Source organism: Clostridium sp. 1001270J_160509_D11 (assembly GCF_015667935.1).
Lineage (GTDB): Bacteria > Bacillota > Clostridia > Peptostreptococcales > Peptostreptococcaceae > Intestinibacter.
Window position 1 is genome coordinate 1 of the sequence record NZ_JADPET010000209.1, and the last position, 3,318, is coordinate 3,318.

The 3,318-nt window shown below is 23.5% G+C and carries 2 protein-coding genes and 2 pseudogenes; 3 read left to right on the forward strand and 1 reads right to left on the reverse strand.

Annotated features, from left to right (window positions below; all coding sequences use genetic code 11):
• Positions 1 to 744, reverse strand: a pseudogene (locus tag I4U58_RS13205) (dipeptidase); the annotation flags it as partial.
• Between the two features lie 350 nt (positions 745 to 1,094).
• On the opposite strand from I4U58_RS13205, the pseudogene I4U58_RS14185 reads away from it, so the two are divergent.
• The 3 genes and pseudogenes from I4U58_RS14185 to I4U58_RS13215 all read left to right on the forward strand — a co-directional run bounded on the left by I4U58_RS14185 (position 1,095) and on the right by I4U58_RS13215 (position 3,312).
• Positions 1,095 to 1,560, forward strand: a pseudogene (locus I4U58_RS14185) (transposase).
• A 189-nt stretch (positions 1,561 to 1,749) separates the two neighbouring features.
• Positions 1,750 to 2,625, forward strand: a complete 876-nt coding sequence (locus I4U58_RS13210) for a HipA domain-containing protein (protein WP_195931804.1) — start codon at positions 1,750 to 1,752, stop codon at positions 2,623 to 2,625.
• Positions 2,626 to 2,643: 18 nt separating this feature from the next.
• Positions 2,644 to 3,312 (forward strand): HIRAN domain-containing protein, encoded by a 669-nt coding sequence (locus tag I4U58_RS13215; protein WP_195931805.1) that lies wholly within the window; start codon positions 2,644 to 2,646, stop codon positions 3,310 to 3,312.
• Positions 3,313 to 3,318: the final 6 nt, after the last annotated feature.

Here is a 3,318-nt window from a genome sequence, read left to right on the forward strand (position 1 = left end):
TTTTGATGCATTTTCAATTTCTACTTTACAATCTATTCCGTCAAAGTCACTTCCTAATCCTATAACTTCTATTCCACTATCTAATATGGCATATTTAAAAAAATCTTCTCCTAATTCATTTATTTTACCTATAATTTGTGTACCTGGATTATCTTGAGAATTTACAAGTAAACCATTATAATATTCTACTAATCCTAATGAATTTAACCTACTCATAGAAAATGGATAATATCCATCATTTCGTTTAATTTCTTTTTCAGAATAGAGTGATTTTAATTGAATTAGATCTATAAGAAATAAATTTCTTACTATTTCTGAAGAATGTATTAATTCATCCCAATCTAAATTTCCATTTATGTAAGATTTGTATAATTGTGCTAGAATTTTAACTTTGTCTTCTTCTACTTCTTTTTCTATTAATACCAATATTTTTTCTAAGTCTCTGTTAAGTATTTTAGGATTGCTTTCTAATTTATTTTTATAATCTTGTAATTTTTTATCTGATACAGAACCATTGTTCATTGAAGTAATAAATATCGTTAATTTCTTTATTAATATTCTATCGTTTATTGCTAAACATGCTCTTGAAAGAGATACTATTTTACTTACAATAGGTATTGCTTTTATTATTGGGTCTTCACTTAATACATCTATAGGTTCTTCTATAGTTGATAAAATATTCTCTATTTTTTCTAAATTTTCTCCAAAAATAGAACTTTTGAATGACTCAATTAAATTATCCATTTTATTTCACCTTTTTCTAATTAGATTTTATGAGAAATAAATTATATATTCTCATATTGGAAATTGATTTATATATAAAAAATAGACTAATAATATTAGCATACATAAAATATTAGACAAATTATAATCTATTTCCTTCTAATTTTCACTAAATACTTGGTTATTTGCAATTTTCTAGAAATTATTTAAGTATATAACTCATTTTAAATTAGTTTAATGAGTACATTTACATATTCGATAATAAATTACTCTTTATGTATATATAGAAACAATAGTTATATTAAAAAATCATCTTTCTGGTATATAATGTAGTTGTTCATGCTACAAATATAATGAAGAAAGATAATTTTATGGAAAATAAAACAAATAGCTTATTTTATACAAGACGAGTATGCAAATACAATATTTTATTTACACCCAAGACGAAAAATCATATATAATCCATATCAAGAAAGTATAGGACAAATAATTACAAAATTATATAACTATAAAGGTGTAGAAATAATAGAAGGATATTTATTATATACATATATGGGGAATTACACCGCTAAAATAATTATATTAAGTTTAATGGTAGATTTGAAATGTAAAAGTACACTAATTATATTCGATAGACATGTTAATTTAAAATATAAATTTGCAAACGGACATTGTGTGGCCAAAAGCTTTTATGCTAGTACTTTAGTCCTTAATGAAGCAATGATAAAAAATAGATACAAAATCAAGAAAAAATACATATTAACAGATAAATTAAGTGTTAAAGAGTTTTTTTATCCTTTCAAAGTGCATATAGTATCAATTAATCTCTTTAGGTGATACTACCAAAAGCTACTTATACTAACCACTAGTTTTACGGGGGTTGCAATTTTTTCTAAAATCATATTTTTACCTAAATATACCTAGATATCAAAAAAATATATTTTTCAAAATAAAATTATGGAAAAAAATAACAAATAATATATACTTAAATTAACGGGGATAGAAGTTTCAGAGAGGAAATATAAAATGATTAAAGATTTTGAAACATGGGAAAAATATACTGGATTTGCAGAAGGTTCAGGTAGAAGTGAAAAAGAATGGATTGTTAATTCAAATGGAGAGATAGCCCTTTTTAAATTTAGGAAGGATGATAGGACTTATGAGCATTGTTCTGAAAAAATAGCCTCTCAAATTGCAAATGTAATAAATTTACCTTGTGCAAAAATAGAAATAGGTACTTATAATCAACGTTTAGGTTGTGCAAGTTATTTAATAAATGATTTGAACAAAAAAGAGGAATTGAAAGAGGGAATAGAATATATTACCAGAAATAGACCTAATTATGATAGTGAGAACTTATGTGACTATGAAAATGGAGACTATTATAGCTTAAGTATGATATTAGAATCAATTGAAGAATATAATTTAAAAAAAGATTTTTTACAAGTAGTTATATTTGACTATATAATTGGTAATAGTGATAGACATCATAGTAATTGGGCTACTATAATTTGCGAAGGGAAAGTTATATTTAGTCCTATTTATGATAATGGTTCATCATTATGCTGTTATGAAAGCGAAGCACACTTTAACCAATCAAATACAGATAATCAAAAATATGAATCTTTATTAATAAGTAAGTCACTATCCTGTATTAGAATAAATAGTAAAAATAAAAAAAAGCCAAAACATGAAGATATAATAAAGCATTTAAAACTTTATTATTTTGATGAAAGTATAGAATTTGTTAAAAATATAAAAAATAATTTAACACAGGAAGAGATAAAAATAATTTTAAAAGATTATGAAATAAATCGATTAATGAGTAGAGAAAGAATAGAATTTATAGAAAAATATTTAATTGATAAATTAAAAAAATTGTATAAGATATATGAAATATAAATTTAGGAGGTAGAGAAAATGGTTAATGATAAAGGTAGAGATTCGATCCAAGTAATTTGGAAAGAACCAAATAGTAGAAGACAATATGTTGTAGGAGAAATATTGAAAAATGGAAAGTATGAATTTAGTTATGGATATGAAGTTAAAGAGGCTATAAAAAATGGATTTGAATTATTAATCTCTTTCAAAGATTTGGAAAAGACTTATTATAATGATAAATTATTCCCATCTTTTGCGAATAGATTACCAGATAAAAAAAGACGTGGTATTGAAAATATATTAAAGAGATATGATTTAGATCAGTTTGATGAATATGAACTTCTAAAAAGATGTGGGGCAAAGCTTCCAACTGATAATTTAGAATTTATTGATCCCATACCGCGAGATTTAGAAAAAAATGAAATAATAAGATATTTTTTTATAGCTGGTGTAAGATACTATATTGGATGTAAAGGGAATTTATGCGATAAGACTATAGAAATTGATGAAATGCAAGAATTAAGGCTAGTTAGGGATAATAATAATAAATATGATAAATATGCTATAAGAGTATATGATTTAGAAAATAATCATATAGGATATGTACCTAGATATTATAGTGAAAATATATCTAATTTATTAGAAAATAATTATAAATATAATTTGAAAACTTATATAGTAAATAAGAATAATCAATGTGATGAATGAGATCGG

Excerpts from the sequence above, each read along its gene's own strand:
- I4U58_RS13210 (WP_195931804.1), top strand. The coding sequence starts at position 1,750 with ATGATTAAAGATTTTGAAACATGGGAAAAATATACTGGATTTGCAGAA.
- I4U58_RS13215 (WP_195931805.1), top strand. The coding sequence starts at position 2,644 with ATGGTTAATGATAAAGGTAGAGATTCGATCCAAGTAATTTGGAAAGAA.